This is a genomic window from Methanohalophilus mahii DSM 5219, from assembly GCF_000025865.1.
Classification (GTDB): domain Archaea; phylum Halobacteriota; class Methanosarcinia; order Methanosarcinales; family Methanosarcinaceae; genus Methanohalophilus; species Methanohalophilus mahii.
The window spans coordinates 1,944,949-1,968,161 of record NC_014002.1 but is presented as its reverse complement, the minus strand read 5'-3'; the positions used below and the strand labels follow the sequence as shown (position 1 = coordinate 1,968,161).

The following is a 23,213-nucleotide window of genomic DNA, read 5'->3' as shown; positions in this document are numbered from 1 at the left end:
TATATTTTAAAAGCTCACGGGGGACTATTAGTAGTGTATGAGCGCGGCGTTTCAATGCAATCTGAAACGCCACCTTTTTTATGTCCTGACACAGATTGCTCTGTTCTTCAAAGCTGATCCCGATTACGGTAGCCGGGTAGCTGGAGGCTTGGAATTGGATGTAAAGGAAGTTAAAATACTTGCATCCATGACAAAAGCAGAGTGTGTAAAGGCAACTGAAAAGTAAATCATATTCGACGATTGTTGATGTTTTCCATCGCAGGATCAAAAAGTGACTTTGCGATGAAATCTTAAAATATCTTCTTTGCTCTTTTGTTACCAATGATTGTTTGATAGGAATTCCAAAGGCTTTGGATATTCCAGGTCTGTTACAGGGTTTAAATTATAAATAAGAAAACTCATACTGCATACCCACAATCAATCATCCTTTCACAGTGAAAACCATGACCACAAACCTACCTGATCAGCTAGAATTCCAGCTCATAGATGCCGACTACTTCAGACAGGATAATTCTCCTGTAATCCGCCTGTTTGGGCGTTCCTCAGAAGGTAAAAGTATATGCTGTCAGGTACCCGGCTTTGAACCCTACTTTTATGTCAACTGTAATGCAGATCTGGAACAGGTTGCATCTGATATCAAACAAAAGTTCGAACAGGTAAAGGCCATTGAAGAGGTTGAGAGGTTTGAACCGGTAGGCTACCAGACCACACCCATCCGCATGTTAAAGATAATTACCCATGATCCGGGTAACGTACCTGAGATAAGGGATGATATAGCCACCATGCCTGCTGTAAAAGAGATCTACGAGGCAGATATCCTATTCAGGAACCGCTTTCTAATTGATAGGAACCTGCATGGGATGGGTTGGATGCGGTTAACCCCTCAGGAGCCCTTGCAGAATCTTCCTCTATGTAATATAACCTGCAGCAGTGAGGACGTGGAAGAATTTGAAAGAAAGGAACCTGCCCCTCTGAGACACCTGGCTTTTGACATCGAGTGTTTACCAGTGGATGGCAATATGCCCACCCCTGAAACTTCTCCAGTCATAATGATAAGTATCTCCTTTGCACCGGCCTATCAGGGCAAAGAAACCATAGTCCTGATAGCCAAGCCTGCTGATGGCGTGGACACTGATGTGGAAACCTGTCAGGATGAAGCTTCCATGTTGTCCAGATTTTTTGAGATCTTCAGGGAATACGATCCCGACGTAGTGACTGGCTACAACAGCAATGATTTTGATATTCCCTATGTAACAGATCGTGTATCCATTCTCAACAAAAATGGGCACAGAATAATATCAGATGTCGGCAGGGATGGCAGGAGTCTGGCTTACAGGAAAATAGGCACTCGCACAATGGTTGATATCACCGGCAGGGCCGTTGTAGATGTTTTGCCCCTTATAAGGCAGGAATTCAGCCTGAAACGCTATACACTCAGGAATGTCTCCCATGAATTGCTCGGCAAGGAAAAACTGGATGTTTCTCCTCAGGACATGGAAGAATATTGGGAGGACGACGGTGCCAAACTCTACGAGTTTATTAATTATGCCAGACGCGACTCCGAGCTTGCTCTTGAACTGCTTATGCAACTAAAATTGCTCGATAAGCATATAGCTGTATCCCAGGTCAGCGGTACCCTGCTTCAGGATGTGATAAGCGGTGGCCAGACCAATATGGTCGAACAATTGCTCCTGAGTGAATATGGCAAGCAGAACAGGGTCATGTCATCCAAACCCGATGAACACACTTCCCAGCAAAGAAGGAAGCTGAATGAGAACCTCAAAGGAGGGGCAGTCCTTGAACCTCACAAGGGGTTACATGAAAACGTGCTTGTGCTGGATTATAAGTCACTTTATCCCACTATTATAATGGCCCACAATCTCTGCTATACTACCGTTGTGGAAGATACCAATCTAAAAACAGATGACCTTATAATCTCTCCAACCGGAGATAAATTTGTCAAACCCCATCTGTATAAAGGCATCGTACCCTCGGTACTCGAGGACCTTTTGAGAAGGCGCAGTGAGACCAAGCAAATAATGAAAAAGACCCGGGATGAAAATCAACACCGTGTCCTTGATGCCACCCAGCTTGCCCTGAAAATCCTGCTCAACAGTTTTTATGGCTATTCCGGTTATGCACGGGCCCGTCTGTACAGTCTGGGAATGGCCGGCTCAGTAACAAGTATTGGCAGGGAAAATATCGCCCGCACCGAGGAGATTGTATGCAGCCAGATAGGCAGTGTGGTGCTCAGAAATGACGAGGTCTATTTCAGGGATGAAGCAGGCGAGATTGGATCTGATGACAAAAAAGTTAACCTTTCCATTGTTTACGGGGATACGGACAGTGTTTTTGTGCATTGTATGGACAGGGATAACAGGGAACTATCTCCTGATGACCTGACTTTGGAAGAATCTGCACGGGTGGGCAGTAAAGTTGCTTCCCTGGTAACAGCCTCCCTGCCGGATCCCATGGAACTGGAGTTCGAAGCCACCGCCAGGCGTGTCCTGCTCGTAGCAAAGAAACGCTATGCACAATGGCTGTTTGAACCTGCAGAAGGCGGCTGGAAGGATAAGATCAAGGTCAAGGGATTGGAAACCGTCAGGCGTGACTGGTGTGAGCTGACATCCAATATGTTAAACCGGGTACTGGAATATGTACTGAAAGAAGGTAATGTCGAAAAGGCAGTGGAACATGTGAAAACCACTGTGGACAGGGTGCGCAATCTGGACGTCACCCGGGATTCTGATATTATTGATGATCTGGTACTGACAAAGACCTTTTCCAAGAGCCCTTCAAGTTACAAAAACAAACAACCCCATCTCACCGTTGTGGAGAAGATAGAACAGCGTACAGGAATGCGTCCTTCCATTGGAGAGAGAATTCCCTTTGTGATAGTTGCGGGCAAGGATCTTTTTGTAAACCGTGCGGAAGATCCTGACTATGTCAGGCAGCACAATATAGCCCTGGATGTTGATTATTATATCCAGAAGCAGCTCCTTCCTCCGGTGGAACGTATCCTTTCGGTATTTGGTGTGAATATGGCAACCCTGGATCATGACTCCAGGCAAAAAGGGCTTTTTGATTTTTCAAAATCCAAACCTTCTGACAACGGATGTCAGATGAATGCCGAAATAAGGGAGCCTGAAAAGGAAAAACTTCCAGAAAGCGGCAACCAGAGTTCCCTTCTTGATTTCTGAATCATATACTTTCTATGGCTTCCACGGGATCCAGCTTTGATGCCTTTCTTGCCGGATACACTCCCGCGATCATATTTATTATAAAAGCAAAAATTGCTGCATAAAGGAAATTCATTGTCTCGATCTTCATGGGCATACGTGTAAGTCCCAGATACATTTCGGCAGGCAATTCTATTTCGTAGGACCCGATTGCCACAGCTGTAAAATATCCCACTACAAGACCCAGCATCAGGCCGAAAGCTCCCAGGATCGTGGATTCTATAAGGAATATTTTTGTGATGCTTTTTCTGGAAGTGCCCATTGCCATGAGCATTCCTATTTCACTTTTCTTGTCCATGACAATATTGATCAGTGTGTTGGCAATACCAAACCCTGCGGTAATATAGATCAGGATATAGTAAATCCACACAAGCACCTTCTGGGTATTGAGTAACTCCAGGAGTTGACTGTTGATCTCAATCCAGCTATCAGCCTTTAGACCTGTTGCTTTTTCAATTTCCAAAGCGGTTTTCTCTGCATCGTAGGGATCTGTGACACGCATGGATATTGCGGTAATTGTTCCCTTCTCATCATAAAAATCCTGCAGGGTTTCCAGTCTTGCATAGGCAACACTTTTGTCCCGGCCGGTGCCACTGTCAAAAATCCCGATAACTTTCAGCGAAAGGTCGCCGGCTTGAGGGGAATTGATCTGTATCCATTCCCCAGGTCTTGTTTCCAGGTCATCGGCCAGCTCATCCCCGATAAGGATACCTTTGCCACTTCTGGCAAGGTCTTCATAATTCCCCTTCACAATATCGGGTTTAAGGTGCATCACATTGTCTTCATCCGGAGGAACCACCCCGAATATGTTGATCCCTGCGGAATTATCCCGGTATGTAATCACGGCCTGTTTTTCAAGGTATGCAGAGGAAGCGGTAACCTTCGGTGTGTTTTCAATTACAGATTTATAGTAATCATAGAGATGTATACCTGCATCCTTTTCCTCTGCAGGATACACCACTATATGAGGAGAGTTTTCCACTGTTTTTTCTATCAGTTCATCGGTAAATCCGGTCATTAGGGACATCAGGACCACAATGACCACTACGGCAAGCGCTACAGCAAGAACGGAAAAGAATGTATTGCGCTGTTTTGAAGCGATATGTCTGCGTGCAATCCTGAATTCGAACATAAAGGTTTAGAGCTGCACATAACGTGCAGCATCTCCCAGGTTTTCTTCAATACGCAGAAGCTGGTTGTACTTGGCAGTTCTTTCCCCTCTGGCCGGAGCTCCGGTCTTGATGAGGTCCGCTCCGATTGCCACTGAAATATCTGCAATCATCACATCCTCGGTTTCTGCAGACCTGTGGCTTACCACCACATTATAGCCGCTGCGGAATGCCATGCTTGCAGCATCGAAAGCCTCAGAGAGAGTACCGATCTGGTTTACCTTGAGTAATAGAGCATTTGCAGCTTCCATCTCGATGCCTTTGGCAAGCCTTGAAACATTTGTGACAAACAGGTCATCCCCCACAATGATGGTCTCCCAGGCTTCATTGGTGAGGTTTGCGAAATCCTCAAAGGCTTCCTCATGGAAGGGGTCTTCAATCATTACTATAGGGTATGTGTCAATCAGGTCGACGTAGAAATCGGTAAGTTCTGCTCCGGTCATGCTGGTCCCGTCGATATTGTAGTTCTGCCCATCGAAAAACTCAGAGGCAGCTGCGTCCATCCCGATGGTCACCTCGGACTCGGTATATCCCGCTTCTTCGATGCCACTTACCAGAGCATCCAGGGCGTCGACCGTCTGGTCGATGGGTGGAGCATACCCCCCCTCATATCCCACATTGGTTGCAGAAGCACCATATTTGTCCTCAAGGACATTTCCCAGCGCATGATAGGTTTCGCTTCCCATTCTCAGGGCATTTGAATAAGTATCAGTTCCTTTGGGCTGGATCATGAATTCCTGGATTGCAAGACCATTGCCTGCATGCTTGCCGCCGTTGAGAACGTTCATTGTTGGAACGGGGAGTGCAAAGGAATTAGATCCTCCAAGGTACCTGTACAGGGGCATATTGAGGGAATCTGCAGCTGCATTGGCAACAGCCATTGAAACACCCAGGATGGCATTTGCACCGAAAGTTATCTTGTTGTCGGTTCCATCAAGGGCTATCATCAACCCATCAATCTCCCTCTGGCTGCGCACGTCATAACCCGTCAGTTCCCCGGCGATTGTTGTATTGACATTGTCCACGGCATCGAGGACACCTTTACCATTGTAGCGTTCATCCTCCTTATCCCGCATTTCAATGGCTTCGTTTGTTCCTGTGGAAGCTCCTGAAGGGACACTGGCCCTGCCAAAACCCTTTGGCGTGAACACATCAACCTCCACTGTGGGATTACCCCTGGAGTCCAATATCTCTCTTGCATGAATCTTTTCTATCCGGTATCCTGCTTCTTCTGCCCTGTAACTCATGATAATTCCGCCTTGGACTTTGTTTACTGAATAGGAAATTACTGTATATATAATATTCTTGTCCCTGAAATCTTTGTTGTTAATGCTTTGTACGTATCTACCTATAACGTATTCATAAAATATATATTAATGGAGCCATCCTTCTTCCCTTATGAATGATGCTGCTTTCATAAAGCTTGATTCCAGCAAAAGGGAGATTGCAGACCTACTCCAAAACCTCTACCTCTCCCGCATAGAAGCTCTAGCTATGACCTGCCTTATTGATGGTGATTCACTAACATCAAGCCAGATTGAAAATCTCACTGGCCTGAGGCAGCCAGAAGTAAGTGTTGCCATGAAACCCTTATGCAAAAAAGGTATAGTGGAGTCCTGGGATCAGAAGTTATCAAAAGATAGGGGCAGGCCTCGCCGTTACTATAAATTAAAATTACCCTTTGACAGATTCATGAGAAATCTGGAAAATGATATATCGGCTGAAATAGAATGTAAATCTCACGCTCTCAATAGGCTTAAACAGATATGTAATTAATTCTCTTTTTCCCCGAAATTGATAGGGGCAAATCCTCTTTTACTGTCAAATTTGCGCACAGCATCCATTCCGTCAATTTCAAGAAGAAGAATCTCCGTTACCATGAAGGCTTCATTGTACTTTCGCATGCATCCAATACTGGCTTTTCCATCCCTACCCAGACCGGTATGGAGATGGACTACGGGTTTTTTGTTCTCAAGCATTATGTTGCCAATACCGATTATTTCGTGCGGGTCCACAAATGAATTCCATAGGGGCTCTGGAGGGATCATATCTTTGAGTGGGCCGGTGACCAGGTTTGCAGTCCTGCATGCTCCCAGCATGAAAAGGAATGCTTTTTCTATCTCTTTTTCTTCTGCCAGGGCCGTTATACTTTCTAGTATGTCTTCACCATCATCTACCCTGAGGACAAATACTCTTCCTATCTTACCTTCTCTGTATTCCATGTTATTCCCTTATTCAGTAATTTTTCCATCTACGATCCTGACGATTCTGTCGGTTTTGCGGGCCATGTTTTCATCATGGGTCACCAGGATGAATGTCTGGTCAAATTCCCGGTTCAGTTTTCTTAAAAGTTCGTAGACCCTGTCACTGGAACGGCTGTCCAGATTCCCGGTAGGTTCGTCTCCGATGACGATCTTTGGCCGGTTTACAAGTGCCCTTGCCACAGCTACACGCTGGTTTTGTCCTCCGGAAAGCTGGCCCGGGAAATGGTGCAGACGGTCTTTAAGTCCAACTTCATTGAGCAATTTTTCAGCTTCTCTGGTGGCTTCATCCTTTTTTTTGCCGGCTATCAAAAGAGGCATCATAACGTTTTCCAGTGCGGTGAAGTCGGGTAAAAGGTGATGGTACTGGAATATAAAACCAAGCAATGTGTTTCGTGCACTGGATCGCTGCTGGTCATCCATGCTGGTGACATCCTGGCCGTCAATCAGGATAGTGCCTTTTGTGGGCGTGTCCAGAATACCTATCATGTGGAGTAAGGTGCTTTTTCCGGACCCTGAAGGGCCAACTATGGAAAGGAATTCCCCTTTTTTCACATCAAGGTCCAGTCCGTCAAGCGCCTTTACCTCGACACCATCTCCATAGACTTTTTCCAATCCACGGATTTCGATTATATTGTCTGTTTTTGGCATGTCTCTCCCTGGAAACATTGCACATCATATCAGTAATGCGGTTCCAGACCTTCGATCTGGGAGAATGCCTTATCAACTTCCTTGTCTTCCTGGACTCGTTCCTTTTTCTCTTTTTCGGTATTGATAGCATCGACTGCAAGATGATAGAGTTCTTCCAGCTCGGAAGCGGATTCAAGGGTAAGGACAGACAGTACGCGGGGATATTCACCTTTGCGGACGATTATTCCTTTGAAAACATGGCCCACTGAATCAGAAAGTTTCTCAACTTCCGTAGAGATTTCATCGATACTCAGGTAACTCTTGTCACCCTTGATGATCATCATGGACCTGCTTGCTTCCTCGTAAACATTAGTATTGAACAGTAATCCACTGGGGGATACAGCCTTTTGTATGGCTGTTCTGATAGGCACTTCCCCGTCTGCTTCGTAGTAACCAATGGTTGCAATCCCTGCTCCTCCGCTCATGACCGTCTTGAAATCACCCAGATCAGTGACCATCATCATCTCGCTGTCCAGGGAATCCAGCAGGAAGATCAGCCTTTTTGCGATCATCTCATTTATGGAATCATAGGCAGATTCCATATCTCCACCCATCTGCTTGAGGTACTGGTTATCTGCAAGGATTATCCCGTCAACTCCGCTTTCCCTTATATCCTTGAGGGCAAATGCGGTATTTTGCAGATACAATGTCCCTTCTTCCCTGAAGGGAAGGACAACTACTGCATATACCGGATAATCATTTTGTTCCTTCAATTCCCGAATCAGGGGCGGAGTAAAAGATGACCCTGTACCCCCGGAGGCAGAAGTTATAACAAAAGCAATATCGAAACTGCCCCTCTCATCGAGGTTGCGCATAATCTGGGATTTATTTTCATCAAAAACTTTCCTTCCCACGTTTCTGTTTGCACCAACTCCATGCAGATGAGGTATATGAATTCGGTCCTTTGCCTTTGTATATTTCATTTCTTTGAGGTCATTTACGGCAGTATTTATGGCAAGGGTTTGCACGTTACTTTTATACTGTTGTTTTGAGTAGAACTTGGCAAAGCGACTTTTGGAGCCGAATGCCTGCTTGTTTATAGAGTCCAGGATACGGTTGCCACATTGTCCGTTCCCGACCATAAGTATATTGAGCAATTAATTCCTCCAGATGATATTTAAAAGCGGTATTGTTGGCGGCGATAGTATATCCACGCTGCCGCTCCAAGAATGATGACTAAAGGCACGATATATACATATAGCGGCTGCTCGAAAAGGAAATCAAATTTTCCTTCTGTAACTTCAAGTGCATCTGTTGTTGTTTCACTGTTTATTTTTTCTGACTCAGGGTCTTCAGCACTTGTGTAGGAATAAGAGGTTGTTACCGGATAATTTCCCATTTCCTCTGCTTTGACGTTGAATGTGAATTCCTTTTCCTGCTGCACTCCGAGGGTTTGCAGGTATATTGTGGGTGTACCACCTATTATCTCGATATCACTGTCCCCGCTTTCATATTCAAGTCCATCGGGGAGCTGGATTTTCACCGAAACATCTTCAGCATCCCCCTCGCCGTTATTTTTTATGAGTAATGTTACTTCAGTACTCTCCCCCCGGGGTATAACAGGTTCCTGAAGCTCTGCCAGGACTTCCACATCTGCCATGGCTGCGGGTTCGCCTTCCACTGTGATCGTAGGAGTGTTGGAACTTGTCTGCGGGAAATCAACTCCCGCATTGTTGGAAAAGGTTGCAGTAGCAGGTTTGAGTGTAAATGTGCCAGGTTCTGTTGATTTGATGCGATAGACAAAGATTTGCTGTGACTCCCCGACGTCCAAGGTCATCTCGCCGGACTGGCTTACGAAAGTTTCCTCCAGGATGAATTTTTCAGGCAGGTTGTTGGAAAACCTGAGATCAGTTGCATCGTCATCCCCTTTGTTTTCTGCCCTGACAGTAACTGTTACTGAATCACCTGCTTGTATGGTAGTTGAGCTTACACTTTTGGTAATTTCTATAACGGGGGTGCCGGAAAATTCTGCCTTTTCATGGCCTCCATCGACAACTCCCTTTGTATTAACAATGTCATCATCGGTAATTGTAATGGCTATTTCGGCACGGGGTAAAGTACCTGTCTTTGTATCAAGAAGTTTCACTTCAACTTCTTCATTATCGATTTCAAAGGTAAAAGTGTCGTTAATATCCAGCCCTTTGTCCATCAATTCAGTGTCCTTCTCATACACATAAAACGATGCATATTCGTTTTCAGGGAACACATCGGCTACATCTATTACATGATTGTTTATCTGGTACCCGTCACCGGCTTGTATATCTCCTTCATAAAGAACACTTTTTGCAGAGGCAGGGCCCGCAAATACCACTGAGGACAAGGCTGCTATCAAGAGCAGGCATACTATCATTTTTTTGAATTCCATGTTCCCCTCGCCACGATTTTTTCATAATTTGTTATCTAAATACTGCCTAAATACACTACTGGAAACCAATATAAAGTTTATGACATAAAACTGTAGCCCGAGTTAAAATCACTTTCACCTTGCTAAGGTTGGGTTAAAAAAGTACACGTATAATAGAGGTCTGTCATGAGTATTTATTCTTACGATACTACATACACTAAATAAGGTAGAAAAAAGTGTAGAACAATCACCTTTTTGTGAATAATAGAGACACATCTAAAAATTACAAATTTTATGTAATTGTTACTACACTTGTTGTATAAAAAATGGATACTTTTGTTGATGACTGGATGTGAAATATGCCTTTCAGACACATTTATTACGCTTGGCCGTAGCCTGCAGGGCAGGTAACGGCGTACTTTTCCTGGAACATGGAATTAGTGACTTATTGATTCTCATAGATCGCCCGACTCATCTTGCAGAGTCGTAACTAATAATGTATTACTCGGCAAGTCGTACATGAATCATTGTAATTTTTGGCTCGTTTTACTCATCAAAAATCACATGATTCAAACAAAAAGATTGCATCATGGGGTGACCAACGGGCTTTATACGATGAGAATGGGGCTGTTTATTCATTGAATGGCCTATATGAATTATTTGGTTTTTTTAAATATTTTTCAACAAACTTAAGCCTCCTTATGCAAAACAATCATTAAGAAAAACTAAAAAATACTGAAAATTAAGGCTCTGTAGAAACCCTTTCCTCTAACTTCCACTAATACATTATTATTTTTATAAGAAGAAGTCCCCAATGTGATTTTGACCATAAAAAACACAAAGGGGATGAATGTGTTTTGTCAAGCGATTACTTTAACTTTATCGATACAGCTATGTCTGTAGCTGGAAGATCTCATCTTCCAATCTACAGTTGTAAGTATTCCAAACGAAAATATACTCAACACCAGTTACTGGCATTGGTATTGTTCAAAGAGTACATAAATGAAGATTATAGAAAGTATGTCCAACTTATTGATTTAATGGAAGGAGTCCAATCCAAAATTGGTATAAATCACGCACCTCACTTCACAACATTACATAAATTTACCAATAGAATATATTCATTTTATTTCAATAGCTTACTTCACCAAACTCTGAAACTCTTCTATTCACATGGTGAAAAAATACCTCTGGTTGCTATTGATTCAAGTGGATTTACAGGAGGACATTGTAGTTACTATTATTCTGTGAGAACAGGAAAAAAAAGACGGTCGTATCTGAAAACAAGTCTAGCTGTTAATGTTGAGAAGTTCATTGTAATTGGTTTTAAGATTTCAGGTAAACCTGTACATGATGCAAAACATGCAAAGGCATTGCTTAGACAATGTCACAAAAGGAGAAAAGCTGATTGTTATCTGATGGATAAAGGATATGATTCTGAGAAGATACATGCTCTAATCAATGAAGAATTGAAAGCAGAAGCCATCATACCTGTAAGATGTAGAAAAGGAAGAAGATCAAAGGAAAATACCGTCGAAAAATGAGAGATGAATTTGATGCAAACATCTATTATTATAGAAATCTGGTAGAGACGATGTTTTCTGTTTTGAAAAGGAAGTATAGAGAAGAATTGAGGGCAACAAAATACAGAAATCAGGTGAAAGAAGTTAAGTTCAAATTGTTAATTCATAATATAGACAGGGCAATCTCTGTTTCAGTAATTATTCAAATAAGGATTTCTACAGAGCCAAAATTAAATAATTTTATAAGCATTGCTTATATTTTAAGGATTACATTCACTCGATCAATTAAAAGTGACAATAATATCAACAATTAGCCGGAAATATTATTTCATTTAGTATAATCGATGAGTTTATAATATTTATAAAAGAATGATAATTAGGAAATACAAAAACTAAAAGGGATATTGATGAATAATAAAATTATTTTAAATGAATGCATTCAAGAGTTTAAAGAAAAAAACTGGTTAGATCTATCATATGATGAAATAATGGAAATATTTTCGTCATTATACATAACTAGAGAATTAGATACATCATATTCTGAAATTGAAGATTCCATTGTTGACGGTGGGGGAGATGGTGGTATTGACTCATTTATTATTTTAGTAAATGATACGAGTGTTTTTACCGAAGAAGACATAGAAGAAATTACGTTTAATGAGAGTACAGAAATAATTATCTATATTTCTCAAGCAAAAACTGAGAATAGTTTTAAGGAAAATGCATTGGATAAGTTGTATATTTCTTTAGAAAAGATATTAGATTTAGAATTGGAAGAAAATCTATTATCAAAGAGATTTAATCCTATGTTGGTTGAAAAGATACTGCTGTTTAGAAATATATGGAAACGTTCGGTTAGAAAAAAATCAAAATTTACAATCAATTTTACTTATTCTTGCAAAGCTGAAGACACCAATGTAAATGGTAGTTTCCGACTAAAAGTTGATCAAATAGTTGCATTAACAAAAGAAAGGGTAAATACCGGCAATATAAATTTTAATTTATACAGTGCAAAGGAATTAATTGAATTATACAGCAAACCCCAACACACTAAACTAGAATTAGTATTTAATGAAACACCGATTACTATTCAAGGAAGAAACCAAGAAGAAGATGGTTATCTAGGGGTAGTTACTCTTGCTGATTACTATAAATTTATCGTTGACATTAAAGAGAATAAAATAAGAGAATATTTGTTTGAAAGTAATATACGGCATTATCAAGGCGATACTGCTGATGTAAATCAAAAAATTGCAGAGACCTTAGAGCATAATTCATCTCAAGATTTTTGGTGGTTAAATAATGGAATAACTATAATAGGTTCGGATTGTAACTTAATGCACAAGACTTTATTTATAGATGATGTCAAAATTGTGAATGGATTGCAAACATCATATACTATAAGTAAATTTGATGATTTAGCAGTAAATGATGACCATAGGTCAATTTTGGTCAAAGTAATTCGTAGTACGCAAAAAGAGACAATAGATAATATTATTTTTGCTACCAACAGTCAAAACCCTGTATCTCCAACTTTATTAAGAGCTACAGGAGAAATACACCGAAATATAGAAATATTGTTCGGAAATAAAGGCTATTATTACGATAGAAGAAAAAATTATTACAAGAATCAAGGCAAACCAGCAAGTAAGATTTTTAATATACAAGATACTGCCCAAGCAATAGAAGCAATTTTAAATTTTGGGCCAGCAAGAGCAAGGTCTAAACCAACAACTTTGATAAAAGAAGACACCTCTTACAATAAAATATTTGATAAAGATAACATACAATCATTTTTAAATTGCTGCTTGATACATCAAAAGGTAAAAGATTGTATAAAAAGAATAGAGTCTGCTGATGAAAGAAACAGAATCAAAAACTTCACACTCCATTGTTCCAGAATCTTAGCGTCGATCTTGACTTGCAAAAACGAATATGATTCTGAAGATATAAAGGATCTGAATGTTGAAAATGTAGATTGCAATACAATTAAAGAAGCCTTTGAATTATTTGAGAGTATACTTGAAGATTATATCAATGAAAATCCTGATAAAAACATAATAAATATAGCTAAAGCCAATGGATTTGTCCAATGTATAAATAAAAAATTAGAAGAACATGACTTTCATGAATGATTTTGTGCTTGTAACAATTTGAAATTTTGAATCTAAAGAATGAGCATTATACAAGAGTGAGTATTTTTACTAACTTTTCAGTTTCTAGAAGTTTTCCTTATCCCTTTTTTCGACTGGAATTTTTATTTTAATTCTAGAACGGTTATTTTTTGTGTCTGCCAGAAGTGGCACACACTCCTTAATCGTGTACCTAAGGGTACTGCGGAATCAAAACCAGAGGCGCTGCGCAGCAGCGCAAATGCTGGGTATCTGGGTATTTTGGAAAAGGATTGGTTTAGAAATCACTATCAGACGATTTGTGGAGTAAAAATAGAGGGATTATTTTTGCCACACCGGACATTTTTGTGTTCGAGTGGAAATAGTGCAGGGTTTTCTTAAATTCAATGTCACATCACAAAACATATGGAAATTATACTATTGATAAAATGTGTTTTGGCGAATAAATTTTTAGTAAGATGAGTTTGCAAATATAATTTACTATCCGTTGAGGGATTAATACATGAGTGTAAGTACCAGAAGTATTGGATTGTACATTGTTAGATTTAGGCACGAAAAAGATAATGATATATTAAGTGGAAAAAAACTTATTGAATATTATAATTCTCTTCTTTTTAACATATCAAATAAATCATTCAGTGATAAAAGAATGGAACTGGCTACTTCGAATAAATTTTATTATTTAGCAGATAGCAACGGCTCCGAAAAAAAAGAAATTATATTTGAATCTGCTAAAACAGGACATAGACCTTTCCTTGTAGATGAAACTACTGGATTAAAACGAGAAAATCCCAAAAATATACACGAAGGTGAAGCAGAACTTACACATCTAATAACTAGAACTGACAATAAAGAAATTATTATGGCTCTTGAAAAAAGAGCGGTAGGGGTTACTATAAATCAAATACAAAGTTATCTAAATAGCTTTATCAGATCTTACCCAGAAAAAGACCAATATTTTTTAGAATGGGATGTGCTTGTTCTAGAATCGTTTTTAGAAAGATTAAATGATTTTAAACGAATCACGACTGGAAGCATATTTGTTGATAAAAAAATAATTAGTTCTGAACAAATGGGTTATGCTGGACTTGATTTAGACTCAACAAGAGAAGATTTAGAAATGACATACAAAAGCCATCGTGGAGAAAGCATTTCAAAAACCCTTGTTAGGAAATTCGACAAACTCCGAAAAAAAGGAGTAATTTCAAGGATAAGAGTTGAAGGCAAATCTTTTAATGATGCGGCAATTCATATTGATACAAATAGTGATGCTTTTATCAGAAAAGTTGATGTAGATTTGATAGAAGATACAGGACTTGTTAATTCAACACATTTGTTCAAAATTTTATCTAATGTTATAGATGAGGTATGATAAGATCTATCTAGAATTCACATATCCTATAGAGCATTATTTTACTGTAGCTACCCGAGAAGAAAAAATATGGGATATAGTTTTACCTTTAATATTTGGGGCTATCGGTTACTTTTTGATTATTTATTTTGATTTTACTATCCCGACTAAAAATATTGATCAATTATTTCCTAGCGTAATAATTTTATTATCTATATTAATAGGCTTTACAATTTCAACTGTAACTATATTAGCAAACAGTCGTGATGAACTTAAAGTGGAAACAGATAGAATAATAGAAGAAGTGAAGATTAACTTATATCAATTAATGAATATATGGTTTATTATCACCTTATTTTCTGAAATTATTGCTCTTGTGTTTAACATGGTTATTTTGTTATTAGCATCTTATGGAGTTCCGCTTGTAACTAATAACATTAATTTAATAATTGCAATAAATATATATCTTATTTCACAAGTATTGTTACTAAATGTTCGGAACATAACTAATTTTTATTTTATTCTGCATGGAATACCTAATCATCAACAAGAATAAATATATTAATCATTTGCGTTATGGATATTTCTTACAACAAGAAATGATTGTTCCTTTTATTTCCATTTGGTACTTACTTAAGGAGTGTGTGCCAAAACTTCATAGCCTCGGCTAATCAGATCACTCTGTTCCACTTCATATTCTGTGGATTGGACCTGACATAGACAGGTCTGGAGGCCCCGAGAGCATCCATATCCTTCTTAACTTTCCTCATTTCCCGGTCCGTATCAACTACAATAGGATCGGAATTGGAAGGTTTAGAGCCACGAATTGGAGAAAGGTTCTTTGCTCTCTCCCTTCTGACCACATTTCCCCAAACTCTACACACCCCTAAGGCCGAAATATTTGAAGGAAGTCCTATGCAGGGTGAAACTAACAGAAGAAACCTCAACTCGGCTACAGAATTCATGACATAAAAGACTCTTTCATCTCCATACTCAGATCGGCCCATTGTGCTTTATGGATCAGGGAGCCCATAGAGATTACGTCAATTCCCGTTTTTGCATATTCTGCAAGGTTTTCGGTGTTTATCCCTCCCGATACCTCCACGATTACCTTATTCCTTAATCCTTCGTGACGTAATTTCTCCACGGTTGATATAATTTCTGAAGGGGACATATTGTCCAGCATAACGATGTCCACTCCCATTCTTGCAGCCAGAAGGGCATCGTTTGCGGATTCAACTTCAGCTTCTATTTTCTGGGTAAAGCTTGCCATTTCCTTTGCTTTGAGGATTGCATTTTCCAGACCCATTATATGCCTGTGGTTGTCCTTTATCATGATGGAATCGGATAGATTGAACCTGTGTGGGTCACCTCCACCTGCAATTACAGCCAGTTTCTCGAACTCCCGGATTCCCGGGGTTGTTTTACGGGTTGCAGCCACAACCGCTTCAGAACACTCATGCACAGCTTCCACACAATCTCTTGTAAGGGTCGCGATACCACTCAGGTGTCCCAGGAAATTCAAGGCCAGCCTTTCAGCACGTAAGAGGGATACCGTTCTCCCTTTAAGTTCAAAGACCACACCGTTATTCTGAATCTTTTCTCCTTCTGCAATCTTTCTTGTATATTCGATATCAAAATAATCAAATATGGCCTCTGCAACTTCCACACCGGCAACCACACAATCCTGCTTTGCAAAAATCACTGCTTCTGCAATTGTGTCCGGCACCATCTGGCATGAGATATCATGATAACCCAGGTCTTCCCGGATGAAACTCTCTATCTGTCCTCTCAGCATCCTTTTCACCAGTTTTACTTTATGTTCGGGGACTTTTAATATGCTTTGTAACGATAATACTTTTATGTGCCGCCCCTCTAGAACATAAAGGAGTCTCATTAATGCTTAAAATAGGAGTTTTCGGTTGTGGTGCCATTGGTGGCGAGATATGTAGGGCTATTGATAATGGCCAGATTGAAGCAGAACTCTATGCTATATATGACCGCCATGATGAATCCCTGAACAGGGTGAAAAGTTCACTGGAAAATTTTGACCCTCAGATCATGGAAATTGTTGAAATGGTCAGGGAGGTAGACCTGGTGGTAGAATGTGCTTCCCAGCAGGCGGTTTATGAAGTGGTTCCCACAGCGTTGCATGCAAAATGTGATGTCATGGTGGTAAGTGTCGGGGCTTTTGCTGACACACAACTCCTTGAAATGACCGAAAATATAGCACGTGAAAAAAATTGTCGGATTTACGTTCCCTCTGGTGCCATCTGTGGAATAGATGGTTTGATATCCGCTTCTGCAGCCGGTCTGCATTCAGTCACCCTGACAACCGAAAAACCACCCGGTGGATTGAGGGGTGCCCCTTTTGTTCTTGAAAATAATATTGATATTGATTCCATAACCGGCAGAACTGTTCTTTTTGAAGGCTCTGCAACCGAGGCGGTACAGGCATTCCCTGCAAATGTGAATGTGGCTGCTACTCTCAGTCTTGCAGGAATTGGATTTGATAATACCAGGGTCAGGATAGTGGTTAATCCTGCCCTGACAAGAAATATCCATGAAATCGCAGTTGAAGGTGAGTTTGGAAGATTCACCTCAAGGGTGGAAAATGTGCCTTCTCCCACAAATCCAAAAACAAGTTATCTGGCTCCTCTTTCCGTAATTTCTACCTTGAAGAAACTGACTCAATCATTCAATGTGGGCACCTGAAATCGCATAAACTTATATGTTATATAATCTATGTATTCGCCCGGAATTCATTATCCCGGGATTGCAGTGGTAATATGCAGGATAAGCAGGCTATAATAGACAGGATTAATGTCCTGAAAAAGGAAAAAAATGTGGTGGTCCTTGCCCACAATTACTGCCGTGGCGATGTACAGGATATAGCTGATTTTGTAGGTGATTCACTTGGCCTGAGTCGTCAGGCAGTTGAGCAGCCTGCGGACATCATTGTTTTTTGTGGTGTGGATTTCATGGCTCAAAGCGCTGCTATCCTGAGTCCGGAAAAGAAAGTTCTCATTCCCGACATGTTTGCACGCTGCCCAATGGCGGCAATGGCTACTGCAGATGAGGTAAGAAAAGCCAAAAAACAACATCCTGATGCGATGGTTGTGTCCTATGTAAACAGCAGTGCAGAGGTTAAAGCAAAAAGTGATGTATGCTGCACATCCGCCAATGCGGTGGAAGTTGTCAACTCACTGGATTGCTCGAAAGTACTGTTCATTCCTGACAAAAACCTGGGGGATTATGTGGCCAGAAACACTGGTAAAGAAATAATTTTCTGGGATGGCTACTGTCCGACCCACAACCACATGCTTGAATCAGATGTGGCCTCATCTAAAGAAGCCCATGCTGGCGCCGAGATTCTGGCTCATCCGGAATGCAGGCGTGAAGTGCTTGAAAAAGCAGATCATATATTCAGTACCACAGGAATGACAGGACATTGCTCCTCCTCGGATTCAAAAGAATTCATTATCGCTACGGAAAACGGACTTCTACATCGTCTGCGCAAGGAGAATCCGGATAAGCACTTTTACCCCTGCTCCGAATATGCTATATGTCCGGATATGAAAACCATCGATCTTGAATCTGTTCTGGACTGCCTGGAAAAGGAAGAATACGAGGTCACGGTAGGGGAGAAGGTCAGGACGCAAGCCAAAAAAGCCCTCGATCGCATGCTTGAAGCAGGAAGATCATAAAGGCTGGCGGTTTAATGCACGCTTATCTCCAATTAATGCGTATTGCCAATTGTGCAATGGCAGCCTTTGCCGCCTTGATCGGCGTGTTAATCGCCTTTAGAATCATTTTTGAGCAACCCCTTCAGGCATTTCCATTCTTTGAGGCAGGGTCTGTGGGAATTGCAGTAATGCTTGTAACGGGAGCCGGCAATACAATCAATGATTATTTTGATGTGGGCATTGATACGATAAACAGGCCAGACAGGCCGATTCCCTCTGGAAAGGTAAGTAAACAACAGGCACTTTTCTTTGCTGCATTCCTCTTCATTGCCGGAATAGCCATTGCCGGGTTTATTAATCTGGTCTGTGCCTTAATAGCTCTTTTCAATTCTCTCCTGCTTGTCCTGTATGCCCGTAATCTTAAGGCTACCCCTTTTTTTGGCAATGCTGCCGTGGGTTATCTGACAGGTTCTACTTTTCTTTTCGGTGCCGCTGTATTTGGGATGGAAGGATTGTATGCCCTTTCGGTATTATTCCTGCTTGCAACCCTGGCGACAATTGCACGTGAAATTGTGAAGGATATCGAGGATATGGAGGGAGATAGGAAAGCAGGAGCAACCACTCTCCCTATTCTCATCGGGAAAAAACAGGCAGGTTTTGTAGCTTCGGCTCTTGCCCTGATAGGTATTGCTGTCAGTCCTTACCCTTACATGAATTCCATGCTGGGAGAATATTACCTTCCTCTGGTGGGTATTGCTGACCTTCTTTTTATAGCGGGTGTCTATGCAGTGCTGAAAAATGACCCGGCCCTTTCCTCCAAACGCTTCAAACTGGCTATGTTCATGGCATTGTTTGCCTTTGTGGCAGGTGCTTAACGGGATGTATGTCTGAGATATTCCTGCAACATCCGGGGAAATGTTTCGGCAGGGACAAACCTCACACCCAGTTGTTCGGCCCATTTCTGAATCCCGTAGTCCTTGGCAACCACGGCTGCATCAAGTTCTTTTGCCAGCAGTAGCACATCGATATCAGGTGCACTATCCAGTATTCCGTAACGCAGGGCTGAACGGTATTTGTTGCGGAATTTGTTCACAACGGAACCCACTACTTCGCGATCGATATCCCTTTCCACCATTTGTTTGGTTTCTGCCTGTGAATTCTGGATAAGACATTCGCGGGAAGCCTCACGTATTGCTTCTTCTGCCACATTCATGCCTTTGTTGATCCTCTCCCTCATGTAGGATACATATTCATGGAAGATACGGGAGGGGATCTGTACCTCATACCTGTCAGGGGTTTTCTTGACAAGCCAGGTATCGATCTTTGCCACTACTTCAGGGTCACAGTTATTGTTATTTGCAAATTCCTGAAGTTCATTGTACACAGAAGGGAAGGGGACATAGCAGCTGATCTGCAGATGCAGCCGGGCATCGGCTATCAGGCCCAGAATTTCTTTCATACCTGCGCAGATGGTGTCCTGTCCCAGTGACTGGCGGGCCTGAATATCGGTAAGCCCGGTGGTATCCATTATAAACCTCTGTCTCAACATGTTACCTCCCCGCGAAAAAGTATAATATAAAAACATCCCTGCTGTTTAAAAAAGTTTGTCTACATGTCAAGCAGGGACTAACAACCACAATATAAATATTAGCTAAGGCGGGCGCGGAGCTGTTCTACAAGTTCCTGTTTGATGGATGTACTGCGATCCCCGCCACAGACGATACCCCTGACACCCAGGATATCCGGCTTGATGTCCTTTATTGCTTCGATATCATCGAATTTGATACTGCCTGCCAGAGCAGTTTCCAGGCCGTTTGCATGTGCTTTTTCAACGAAATCCTTAAGATGTGCTTCATTGAGGAACTCGAATGTGGAACGTCCGTCCTTTACCCCGGTATCAACCATGACCAGGTCAACTCCTGCTTTTGCACCAATTGCCGGTAAGAGGGCCGGGTCGATTGAATTGATCCTCGCATAATCGGAATACGCACATGCGACTACTTTCGGGACATTGTCCATTGTCCTGACAGCTTCGGTGATTCCGGCAAGCATCTCATAGGCCTGTTCCTCTGTCTGGATATCATACAGGCCGATTTTGACATAATCCGCACCTGCAGCTGCTGCACCATAGGCAGCAAGGGCAGCGGTACCGGGTTTGTAGTTAAAATCCCCAAGAGCTGCACTTATGGGCTTCTGGCCCCCCACAGCGTCCTTTACTGCCTTGATCACTCCCGGAAAATTGGCACCAAGCGATCCTTCCTTTGGATTTTTGACATCGATTATATCTGCACCGCCTTTTAGGGCGGAAATTGCTTCTTCGTTATTAATAGGACTAACCAGCAGTTTCATGTAATGGCCTCTTTTTTATAGGATGGAATAAAGTGTCATATTAAATATGTTTCGAATTGTCTTTGTGTTAGATATATATAATGGTATTGCAGTCCACGCCCGGGGAGGTGACCGGAAAAAATATCAGGCGGTCCATCTGTCCAGTCAGGTATGTGAAACCTCCAGTCCCTGTGGTATAATTGAAACTCTCAATCCGCGGGAAGTCTATATTGCTGACCTCAATATCCTGCAGGGGGAAGGGGAAGATAAAGAGAATATTGGTGAATTGGAATCCCTTTCATCAAGATCTGATGTCATGTTGGACGCTGGTGTAGGCAGGCAGGAGGATGCGGATAAATGGCTGCGAATTGCCAACACTCTGGTTCTGGGCACTGAAACGGCTTCAATGGATGTGATCAGGAATCTGGCAGCCAGATACCCGGGCCGCATAAGTGTGAGCATAGATCGCAAAAATGGTAAATTGTTGTCAAAATCATCGGATATTCCTGAAAACCCTGATCAAGCAATAGAAATATTCAATGAACTGCCCCTGAAAGATATAATTTATCTTGACCTGGACCGGGTCGGCACTTCTTCAGGGATGGATATTGAAATGCTTTCCCGTATTGCAAAAATATCATACCATCCTCTTCTGCTGGGGGGAGGTGTGCGGGATATGGCGGATATTGCAGAACTTGAAAAGGCCGGGATTTCAGGTGCACTTGTCGCAACGGCAGTGCACAAGCAAGTTATACCAGTAGAACAACTACGATAAAAAATCAGGTGATAACTATGGATGAAGATACATTTGAGGATGTTGAAGCAGCGTATCATGAAATAAAAATGGGTGGGGGATGGTACCTTACCATCTCACTGGAAACCAGTGAAAAGTATGAAAAAGAATATGTGGAAATCGCAAAGGAAAGAGGAGGCCAGAAAAAAGGGCGTTTTAATCTCAATCCCAAATATGCAAGACAGCTGGGAGAGGCCCTTATTGAATTTGCCGACTCCAATGAGCTTTGATCATCCAAGTCCGTTGATGGCCTTATCTACTTCCTTTTTCACTTTTTCCAGACCCTGTGATGCGTCGATGATTACAAATCGTTGAGGATTTTCTTCTGCAAGTTGCAGGAATACGTTGCGAACCTGCGAAAGGAAATCCACCTTTTCAAACTTGGTCTGTGCATCACGGCTGTTACATCTTGAAACGGCGATTTCAGGATCGATATCAAGCAGTAAAGTAAGGTCCGGCACAACGCTCCATCCCCTGTGCAGCTGCTTGATCCACTCCACCGGATCATCGAACCTGTCCTTAAGGGTAGATGACTGATAGGCAATTCTGCTGTCTGAGTACCTGTCTGAAATTATCACTCTGCCGGCTTGCACTGCAGGAATGATTGTATTTCGGATGTGTTCTGCATGATCGGCTGTGAACAGTAAGAGCTCTGCAAGGGGATCAACGTCCGAATGGATTGCCCGTATCACAGCCTGGCCGATCCAGTCCTTTGTAGGTTCGCGTGTAAAAATAATATCCGAATAAATGGGGTTTTGTTCCAGATATTCCATTATTGTGGTTTTGCCCGAGCCATCGATGCCTTCAAGGGTGACAAGTTTTCCTTTCATCTATATCTCTCAGGTACGGACGGTGTCTTCACTGCCACACTGGGGACATTTTATAGGCATGAAGTTGGGGTCTGCCTGAAATACGAAGCTGCATATATTGCATACAAAAAATACCTTTGATTGGTCTATATCATCCATATTTTCACCTGTATAATATTAAACGGTAAATAATATAACTATATTCTCCATTTCCTGTGTATGACGATTATAGGAGTTATTACCAGGGGTAAATATGGCAACCGATTGATAGAAACGCTCCGTCAACATTCGGATTTCACCGTCAAAACCGCCTCTCTACCTGCCAGGTTACCCGATTTTCTGGATGAGCCGGAGGAATTTGTAAAAAGGCTGGATATCAATCCGGATGTATTCAATGCAGACACCATAATAACTTACTCTCTGCATCCTGATATTACCCCTGTGATTGCCCGCATGGCCGGGAAGGCTGGTGTGTCTTCCTTGATCGTACCTGGAGGCCCGTCCAGGGCCTCACCTGTAGAGATGGATAAAATATCTTCGGAATATGGTATTTATATCGAGGTGGATGAGATATGCTGTACTCTTCCGGAAAAGGAGGAAACAGCACCATATTCCAGCATATTCGGTCTTCCGGAAATTGAAGTCTCTACCAAAAACGGATATATATCTGATGTCAGGGTCCTGAAAGGTGCACCATGTGGCAGCACATGGAAAATGGCGGAAAAACTGATCGGTACAAGGATAGAAGATGCCCCTGCAAAGGCAGGTTTGTTAATCCAGCAGTATCCCTGCAGGGCTGTCAGAGGGCAGCTGGGGGGAATACACGATTCGGCGGAGTTACATAAAAAAGCAATGGAGAAGGCTCTAAAATCCCTCTCAGAAGAATAA

The 23,213-nt window shown here is 41.8% G+C and carries 24 protein-coding genes and 1 pseudogene; 13 read left to right on the top strand and 12 right to left on the bottom strand.

Going from position 1 to position 23,213, the window contains the following annotated elements; translation table 11 throughout:
• Positions 1-37 precede the first annotated feature (37 nt).
• The gene (locus MMAH_RS09990) at positions 38-226 is read left to right on the top strand and encodes a hypothetical protein (RefSeq protein WP_048902202.1); all 189 of its coding nucleotides are present in this window, start codon (positions 38-40) and stop codon (positions 224-226) included.
• A gap of 217 nt (positions 227-443) precedes the next feature.
• Positions 444-3,200, top strand: a complete 2,757-nt coding sequence (locus tag MMAH_RS09985; protein WP_013038431.1) for a DNA-directed DNA polymerase — start codon at positions 444-446, stop codon at positions 3,198-3,200.
• Position 3,201: 1 nt separating this feature from the next.
• Here MMAH_RS09985 and MMAH_RS09980 read toward each other — a convergent pair whose 3' ends face one another.
• A complete protein-coding gene (locus MMAH_RS09980) occupies positions 3,202-4,371 on the bottom strand; it encodes an ABC transporter permease (protein ID WP_013038430.1) in 1,170 nt (389 codons plus the stop codon).
• A 6-nt stretch (positions 4,372-4,377) separates the two neighbouring features.
• Positions 4,378-5,655: a phosphopyruvate hydratase gene (gene eno, locus MMAH_RS09975; protein WP_013038429.1), complete on the bottom strand. Its 1,278-nt coding sequence runs from the start codon at positions 5,653-5,655 to the stop codon at positions 4,378-4,380.
• Between the two features lie 151 nt (positions 5,656-5,806).
• On the opposite strand from eno, the gene MMAH_RS09970 reads away from it, so the two are divergent.
• Positions 5,807-6,184, top strand: coding sequence for a transcriptional regulator (locus MMAH_RS09970; RefSeq protein WP_013038428.1), 378 nt, complete (start codon positions 5,807-5,809; stop codon positions 6,182-6,184).
• On the opposite strand, the gene MMAH_RS09965 is transcribed toward MMAH_RS09970, so the two are convergent.
• From MMAH_RS09965 to MMAH_RS09950, 4 genes are read right to left on the bottom strand one after another with little or no spacing between them, the layout of a single operon-like run.
• Entirely contained in the window at positions 6,181-6,630 is a 450-nt protein-coding gene (locus tag MMAH_RS09965; RefSeq protein WP_013038427.1) for a PPC domain-containing DNA-binding protein, read from the bottom strand. The two genes, MMAH_RS09970 and MMAH_RS09965, sit on opposite strands and share 4 nt — an antisense overlap.
• A 9-nt stretch (positions 6,631-6,639) precedes the next feature.
• On the bottom strand, positions 6,640-7,320 hold the full coding sequence (locus tag MMAH_RS09960) for an ABC transporter ATP-binding protein (protein ID WP_013038426.1): 681 nt from the start codon (positions 7,318-7,320) through the stop codon (positions 6,640-6,642).
• Positions 7,321-7,349: 29 nt separating this feature from the next.
• The gene (locus tag MMAH_RS09955; RefSeq protein WP_013038425.1) at positions 7,350-8,456 is read right to left on the bottom strand and encodes an FtsZ/tubulin family protein; all 1,107 of its coding nucleotides are present in this window, start codon (positions 8,454-8,456) and stop codon (positions 7,350-7,352) included.
• 20 nt (positions 8,457-8,476) lie between these two features.
• A complete protein-coding gene (locus MMAH_RS09950; protein ID WP_013038424.1) occupies positions 8,477-9,724 on the bottom strand; it encodes a COG1361 S-layer family protein in 1,248 nt (415 codons plus the stop codon).
• A gap of 872 nt (positions 9,725-10,596) precedes the next feature.
• Here MMAH_RS09950 and MMAH_RS09945 point away from each other — a divergent pair.
• The 4 genes and pseudogenes from MMAH_RS09945 to MMAH_RS09930 all read left to right on the top strand — a co-directional run bounded on the left by MMAH_RS09945 (position 10,597) and on the right by MMAH_RS09930 (position 15,265).
• Positions 10,597-11,540 (top strand): annotated as a pseudogene (locus MMAH_RS09945) (IS5 family transposase).
• A 93-nt stretch (positions 11,541-11,633) separates the two neighbouring features.
• Positions 11,634-13,361 (top strand): AIPR family protein, encoded by a 1,728-nt coding sequence (locus tag MMAH_RS09940; RefSeq protein WP_013038423.1) that lies wholly within the window; start codon positions 11,634-11,636, stop codon positions 13,359-13,361.
• A 499-nt stretch (positions 13,362-13,860) separates the two neighbouring features.
• Positions 13,861-14,730: a hypothetical protein gene (locus tag MMAH_RS09935; RefSeq protein ID WP_013038422.1), complete on the top strand. Its 870-nt coding sequence runs from the start codon at positions 13,861-13,863 to the stop codon at positions 14,728-14,730.
• Positions 14,720-15,265: a hypothetical protein gene (locus MMAH_RS09930; RefSeq protein WP_013038421.1), complete on the top strand. Its 546-nt coding sequence runs from the start codon at positions 14,720-14,722 to the stop codon at positions 15,263-15,265. The genes MMAH_RS09935 and MMAH_RS09930 overlap by 11 nt, the downstream gene beginning before the upstream one ends.
• Before the next feature lie 115 nt (positions 15,266-15,380).
• Here MMAH_RS09930 and MMAH_RS09925 read toward each other — a convergent pair whose 3' ends face one another.
• Both MMAH_RS09925 and nadC read right to left on the bottom strand, forming a co-directional pair.
• On the bottom strand, positions 15,381-15,572 hold the full coding sequence (locus MMAH_RS09925; RefSeq protein WP_157198734.1) for a hypothetical protein: 192 nt from the start codon (positions 15,570-15,572) through the stop codon (positions 15,381-15,383).
• Between the two features lie 98 nt (positions 15,573-15,670).
• Positions 15,671-16,507 carry a carboxylating nicotinate-nucleotide diphosphorylase gene (nadC, locus tag MMAH_RS09920; protein ID WP_013038419.1) on the bottom strand — a complete coding sequence of 279 codons (837 nt, stop codon included), beginning with the start codon at positions 16,505-16,507 and terminating at the stop codon, positions 15,671-15,673.
• 101 nt (positions 16,508-16,608) lie between these two features.
• Here nadC and MMAH_RS09915 point away from each other — a divergent pair, with 101 nt between their 5' ends.
• The 3 genes from MMAH_RS09915 (at position 16,609) to MMAH_RS09905 (ending at position 19,270) form a co-directional block, all read left to right on the top strand.
• The gene (locus tag MMAH_RS09915) at positions 16,609-17,424 is read left to right on the top strand and encodes an aspartate dehydrogenase (RefSeq protein WP_013038418.1); all 816 of its coding nucleotides are present in this window, start codon (positions 16,609-16,611) and stop codon (positions 17,422-17,424) included.
• Positions 17,425-17,498: 74 nt separating this feature from the next.
• Entirely contained in the window at positions 17,499-18,416 is a 918-nt protein-coding gene (nadA, locus tag MMAH_RS09910; RefSeq protein WP_013038417.1) for a quinolinate synthase NadA, read from the top strand.
• The gene (locus MMAH_RS09905) at positions 18,413-19,270 is read left to right on the top strand and encodes a geranylgeranylglycerol-phosphate geranylgeranyltransferase (protein WP_048902201.1); all 858 of its coding nucleotides are present in this window, start codon (positions 18,413-18,415) and stop codon (positions 19,268-19,270) included. The genes nadA and MMAH_RS09905 overlap by 4 nt, the downstream gene beginning before the upstream one ends.
• Here MMAH_RS09905 and MMAH_RS09900 read toward each other — a convergent pair.
• On the bottom strand, positions 19,267-19,944 hold the full coding sequence (locus MMAH_RS09900) for an RNA ligase partner protein (protein WP_048902200.1): 678 nt from the start codon (positions 19,942-19,944) through the stop codon (positions 19,267-19,269). The two genes, MMAH_RS09905 and MMAH_RS09900, sit on opposite strands and share 4 nt — an antisense overlap.
• A gap of 98 nt (positions 19,945-20,042) precedes the next feature.
• On the bottom strand, positions 20,043-20,744 hold the full coding sequence (locus MMAH_RS09895) for a (5-formylfuran-3-yl)methyl phosphate synthase (protein ID WP_013038414.1): 702 nt from the start codon (positions 20,742-20,744) through the stop codon (positions 20,043-20,045).
• Positions 20,745-20,808: 64 nt separating this feature from the next.
• Between MMAH_RS09895 and MMAH_RS09890 the strand changes: the two genes are divergently transcribed.
• Together MMAH_RS09890 and MMAH_RS09885 are read left to right on the top strand one after the other, a co-directional pair.
• Entirely contained in the window at positions 20,809-21,498 is a 690-nt protein-coding gene (locus tag MMAH_RS09890; protein ID WP_342626784.1) for a HisA/HisF-related TIM barrel protein, read from the top strand.
• Between the two features lie 17 nt (positions 21,499-21,515).
• Complete coding sequence (locus MMAH_RS09885; RefSeq protein WP_013038412.1) at positions 21,516-21,746, top strand: hypothetical protein; 231 nt, start codon at positions 21,516-21,518, stop codon at positions 21,744-21,746.
• Here MMAH_RS09885 and tmk read toward each other — a convergent pair whose 3' ends face one another.
• Together tmk and MMAH_RS10800 are read right to left on the bottom strand one after the other, a co-directional pair.
• Entirely contained in the window at positions 21,747-22,346 is a 600-nt protein-coding gene (gene tmk, locus MMAH_RS09880; RefSeq protein ID WP_013038411.1) for a dTMP kinase, read from the bottom strand.
• Between the two features lie 9 nt (positions 22,347-22,355).
• Positions 22,356-22,484 (bottom strand): hypothetical protein, encoded by a 129-nt coding sequence (locus MMAH_RS10800; protein ID WP_281033889.1) that lies wholly within the window; start codon positions 22,482-22,484, stop codon positions 22,356-22,358.
• A 60-nt stretch (positions 22,485-22,544) separates the two neighbouring features.
• On the opposite strand from MMAH_RS10800, the gene MMAH_RS09875 reads away from it, so the two are divergent.
• Positions 22,545-23,213, top strand: a complete 669-nt coding sequence (locus tag MMAH_RS09875; RefSeq protein ID WP_013038410.1) for a DUF166 domain-containing protein — start codon at positions 22,545-22,547, stop codon at positions 23,211-23,213.

Bases quoted from the DNA above. Each gene is read 5' to 3' on its own strand.
- MMAH_RS09895 (WP_013038414.1), bottom strand. From the start codon at position 20,744: ATGAAACTGCTGGTTAGTCCTATTAATAACGAAGAAGCAATTTCCGCC.
- nadA (WP_013038417.1), top strand. From the start codon at position 17,499: ATGCAGGATAAGCAGGCTATAATAGACAGGATTAATGTCCTGAAAAAG.
- MMAH_RS09990 (WP_048902202.1), top strand. From the start codon at position 38: ATGAGCGCGGCGTTTCAATGCAATCTGAAACGCCACCTTTTTTATGTC.
- MMAH_RS09980 (WP_013038430.1), bottom strand. From the start codon at position 4,371: ATGTTCGAATTCAGGATTGCACGCAGACATATCGCTTCAAAACAGCGC.
- MMAH_RS09970 (WP_013038428.1), top strand. From the start codon at position 5,807: ATGAATGATGCTGCTTTCATAAAGCTTGATTCCAGCAAAAGGGAGATT.
- tmk (WP_013038411.1), bottom strand. From the start codon at position 22,346: ATGAAAGGAAAACTTGTCACCCTTGAAGGCATCGATGGCTCGGGCAAA.
- MMAH_RS09950 (WP_013038424.1), bottom strand. From the start codon at position 9,724: ATGGAATTCAAAAAAATGATAGTATGCCTGCTCTTGATAGCAGCCTTG.
- MMAH_RS09915 (WP_013038418.1), top strand. From the start codon at position 16,609: ATGCTTAAAATAGGAGTTTTCGGTTGTGGTGCCATTGGTGGCGAGATA.
- MMAH_RS09885 (WP_013038412.1), top strand. From the start codon at position 21,516: ATGGATGAAGATACATTTGAGGATGTTGAAGCAGCGTATCATGAAATA.
- MMAH_RS09985 (WP_013038431.1), top strand. From the start codon at position 444: ATGACCACAAACCTACCTGATCAGCTAGAATTCCAGCTCATAGATGCC.
- MMAH_RS09960 (WP_013038426.1), bottom strand. From the start codon at position 7,320: ATGCCAAAAACAGACAATATAATCGAAATCCGTGGATTGGAAAAAGTC.
- MMAH_RS10800 (WP_281033889.1), bottom strand. From the start codon at position 22,484: ATGGATGATATAGACCAATCAAAGGTATTTTTTGTATGCAATATATGC.
- MMAH_RS09940 (WP_013038423.1), top strand. From the start codon at position 11,634: ATGAATAATAAAATTATTTTAAATGAATGCATTCAAGAGTTTAAAGAA.
- nadC (WP_013038419.1), bottom strand. From the start codon at position 16,507: ATGCTGAGAGGACAGATAGAGAGTTTCATCCGGGAAGACCTGGGTTAT.
- eno (WP_013038429.1), bottom strand. From the start codon at position 5,655: ATGAGTTACAGGGCAGAAGAAGCAGGATACCGGATAGAAAAGATTCAT.
- MMAH_RS09965 (WP_013038427.1), bottom strand. From the start codon at position 6,630: ATGGAATACAGAGAAGGTAAGATAGGAAGAGTATTTGTCCTCAGGGTA.
- MMAH_RS09900 (WP_048902200.1), bottom strand. From the start codon at position 19,944: ATGTTGAGACAGAGGTTTATAATGGATACCACCGGGCTTACCGATATT.
- MMAH_RS09930 (WP_013038421.1), top strand. From the start codon at position 14,720: ATGAGGTATGATAAGATCTATCTAGAATTCACATATCCTATAGAGCAT.
- MMAH_RS09875 (WP_013038410.1), top strand. From the start codon at position 22,545: ATGACGATTATAGGAGTTATTACCAGGGGTAAATATGGCAACCGATTG.
- MMAH_RS09935 (WP_013038422.1), top strand. From the start codon at position 13,861: ATGAGTGTAAGTACCAGAAGTATTGGATTGTACATTGTTAGATTTAGG.